We start from the raw sequence: 3,589 nt of genomic DNA, 5'->3' as shown, positions 1-3,589 counted from the left end.
CGACGGCTGGCATTGTGTTTGAAAGGCATGGCTACGCGACAAAGGCTACTGCGGTTGCCGCTTGCCTAAACCCACACCAATAAACCCAATCAGCACAACAACGATCATTGTCCCCGCAGCAAAAACGGAAAGCGGTAGCGGCGATGGAGGGTTGGTTCTCCTGCGGTCTAAACATCGACAACATCGTAGCGCTCACGCATCATAGGAACTTTCCATTTTGCCTACGATTACCGGATAAAGAAAGCCAATCGCGTCAGTTTGGGAGCGGCACCGTATCATTCGGTGACTATTCTCACCGCGATTGCAACTGCCGCGGGTTAGTAAGTAGGCGGCGTGATCGCGCTGAGAATTTCACTATGGCCGTCGTCAACATTCCGGAACCCATGCGGTAAGCGGCTGTCAAAGTAGTAGCCTTCGCCGGGCTTGAGGATACGTTTTTGTTTTCCAACGGTGACCTCAACCGCACCTGCCAAAACCATCCCAGCTTCTTGGGCGGCATGAGTGAATTCCTCGCCACTATGGGCGCCGGGAGCGTATCGTTCGTGCAGCATCAACATCTGGCGGTTGGGATGATCTAAGCCGATGACGCGATACGAGATGGCGTCGACCTTTCCGATTTCTATAAAGTCGGCTGACGCATAGAATGGGGAATATGGAAGGCTTGACTGCAGATCGGAAAAGAAACCAGTAAGCGTCGTACCGAGCGCGTCCAGCACAGCGCCCAAAGTGTCGACCGAAGGGCTCATTTTATCCCGCTCAATGAGAGATATTGTTGAATGAGATATGCCAGAGCGAACAGCCAACTCTCTCACGCCAAGGTCTCGACGGCGACGCAGTTCACGAAGTTTGCTCCCAATTTTCGCCATTCGTCAGTTCCTTGAGTGATTTAAATTGAGAGTTCATCGCACCCTCAAGATAAAGATGACACCGCGAGAACTCTGAGGGTCAATTGATTGGTGATTATAATGAACAGTTTGTTGCTGGGCAATTGCTGAACTGCTCAGGTTGCAAGATGCTGGTTGCCATTGTCCCACTAGGAGGTCTTTATGAGGTCGGGTCTCGAAGCGCTGAAAGGCAAGTTTACACAAATCAAAGGACCTTCTAGGGACGCGGTCTCAGACACGGCCCCGGTCGAGAAAACCGTCAAGGAGATCATTGCGAACGTTCGCAAGCGTGGGGACGCTGCGCTTCGTGATTACTCGCTTGCCTTCGACAAGGCTGAAGTCACCAACTTCGAATTCACTGAGGAGGAGAAGCAGAAAGCTGTCGCTGATCTCGATCCGCAGACCCGGAAAGACACGGAATTTGCCATTGCTAACGTTCGACGCTTCGCCGAGGCCCAGTTGAAGACCATTCTTCCCCTCGAAATCGAAAGCTTGCCGGGACTTCATCTTGGCCATCGCGTCATTCCTATTGAAATCGTTGGCTGCTATGTACCTGGCGGTCGCTATCCGCTTCTGTCGGCTCCGGTGATGACCCTCGTTCCGGCCAAGGTGGCCGGCTGTGACCAGGTAATCGCCTGCCTTCCGCCGAACGCCCATCCCGCCATGATCGCAGGCTGCCACCTTGCCGGTGCAGATCGCATTTTCCGCGTTGGCGGAGCCCAGGCGATTGCGGCCATGGCATACGGCACCGAGACGATTCCAGCAGTCGACAAGATAGTTGGCCCGGGCAACGCCTTCGTCAACGAAGCAAAGCGCCAGGTGTTCGGTCAGGTCGGGATCGACCAGCTCGCTGGCCCGAGCGAGATCTTCATCGTCGCCGACGAAACCGGCAATGCAGCAACCATCGCTTCCGATCTGTTGGCGCAGGCCGAGCATGACGTCCGCACCCGTGTTGGGCTCGTGACGACTGACCGCAAGCTTGCTGAAGACGTTCTCAAGGAAGTCGAAAGACAGCTCGAAGACCTACCGACGGCTCCGGTAGCAGGCGTTGCATGGAAGGATTACGGCGAAATTACCACCGTGGAAGACGAAGACACGATGATTGCTTATTCGGACTACATCGCGACGGAGCATCTGCAGGTCCACACCCGCGATCCGCAAGCAACCGCAAAGAAGCTTCGAAACTACGGCTCGCTCTTCATCGGTGAGCTCGCCAGCGTCGTCTATTCGGACAAGTGCTGCGGTACGAACCACACTCTACCGACGATGGCCACAGCTCGCTACACTGGCGGTCTTTGGGTTGGCTCCTACGTTAAGATCGCCACCCACCAGTGGCTGGACGAGCGCGGCGTCGCCGCTGTGGCTCCGGCTGCCGTGCGTCAGAGCGCGACCGAAAAACTGGAGGGCCACCGCCGTGCTGCCGCGCTGCGGCTTAGCTCAAGGCAACTCACGGCAGAGTGATCTAATCGCCTTTAGAGAGCTGCTGCGAACAAAGGGCCGTCAAGGAAACTTCTCGGCCCTTTCTTTAGCTATTTCCGTCCATAAACGGCAAAGGATTGATTCTGTTGGATGAATCTCGGCTTTGCGCGAGCAAGGCCCGGCGGTTTCAGGTATCTTGGATCATGCCACTGATTCCAAAGCCCTGCCACCGCCGAAGCCGACAATGCGCCAAGAACCGACTTCACAGCGCGCACGTTCCGGCACATCGACACGGTCGTGTTCTGGAAACTGGCGCACTGGCTGGCGCGAAAATATCGCTCGCGCATCAAACCCTTGATGCGGAGATGGTGTCGAACGCCGGAGGCAGGTAAGGCAAAGACCTGGCTTGTCTACGGGGCGAGTGAACGTGGGAACCGTGTCGGCAAGGCGCTGCGCCGTCTGGTCTCAAGCGCCAAGGCGCAGTTCCGGTGGCGGAATCCGGAGGCCAACCCATACATCTTCCGGAGCGAAACTCGCAACACCATTGCGATATCATGATGTTGCCATGGCCATGGGCCATTATGCGCCGAAAGGTGCACGTACGGTTCGGGGAGGAGAAGCGCATCTGCGCCTCTTACTCCACTCCCGATGCCGCGTGGCTTTGTCTATCTGGCCGCCGTCGTCGACTGGTTCAGCCGGCGCGTGCTCAGCTATCGCGTGTCGATCACGATGGAAGCGGACTTCTGTGTCGGGGCGCTGGAGGAAGCCCTGACAAAATATTGGCGCGCCCGGCATTTTCAACACCGATCAGGGTAGCCAGTTCACCAGCGAGCCCTTCACCGACGTTCTGATCGCCAACGAGTCGACTGTGAACAATCTTGATCGCTAAGCGGCAAGCTGCTTCGGCCGGTTCAGGAACGCGGCGATCAAGAGCCACAAAAACGCCTTCAGCCACCTGAGCAGGAGGGAGAAGTTGTAACCGGCTGCGGCCAGGATGGCGTTGATCGCATCGCCTTGGATCTTAGCGAGGTAATTGCGGCCCATTCTGTGTTCGTTCTTGATGTGGCCGATCACCGGCTCGATCGCGGAGCGGCGGCGCATCTGGCGCTTGATGGCCGGTGTCACGCGGCGCTTTTGACCAGCGGTGAAGACCCTGAACTTATGACTTTGCGGTGCATTGTGGCCGCGATAGCCGGCGTCGGTGCGTATTCCGACGAAGCCGGCCATCGATTCCGATTTGAAGCCGGCCAGTCATTCCGATTTCATTCCGGCCGGTGTTCCGATTT

At 56.8% G+C, this 3,589-nt stretch carries 2 protein-coding genes and 2 pseudogenes; 2 read left to right on the top strand and 2 right to left on the bottom strand.

Annotated features, from left to right (window positions below; all coding sequences use genetic code 11):
* Nucleotides 1-317 precede the first annotated feature (317 nt).
* On the bottom strand, nt 318-866 hold the full coding sequence (locus NKI21_RS32270; RefSeq protein WP_352869305.1) for a cupin domain-containing protein: 549 nt from the start codon (nt 864-866) through the stop codon (nt 318-320).
* 180 nt (nt 867-1,046) lie between these two features.
* On the opposite strand from NKI21_RS32270, the gene hisD reads away from it, so the two are divergent.
* Nucleotides 1,047-2,345 carry a histidinol dehydrogenase gene (hisD, locus tag NKI21_RS32265; RefSeq protein ID WP_352869302.1) on the top strand — a complete coding sequence of 433 codons (1,299 nt, stop codon included), beginning with the start codon at nt 1,047-1,049 and terminating at the stop codon, nt 2,343-2,345.
* A 591-nt stretch (nt 2,346-2,936) separates the two neighbouring features.
* Nucleotides 2,937-3,159 (top strand): annotated as a pseudogene (locus NKI21_RS32260) (DDE-type integrase/transposase/recombinase); the annotation flags it as partial.
* Nucleotides 3,160-3,188: 29 nt separating this feature from the next.
* Here the strand turns inward: NKI21_RS32260 and NKI21_RS32255 are convergent.
* Nucleotides 3,189-3,512, bottom strand: a pseudogene (locus tag NKI21_RS32255) (IS5/IS1182 family transposase); the annotation flags it as partial.
* Between the last annotated feature and the right edge of the window lie 77 nt (nt 3,513-3,589).

It is taken from the genome of Mesorhizobium sp. M0715, assembly GCF_040320355.1.
Classification (GTDB): Bacteria; Pseudomonadota; Alphaproteobacteria; order Rhizobiales; family Rhizobiaceae; genus Mesorhizobium.
The sequence above is the reverse complement of the archived record's forward strand: the minus strand, read 5'-3'. Positions and strand labels throughout refer to the sequence as shown.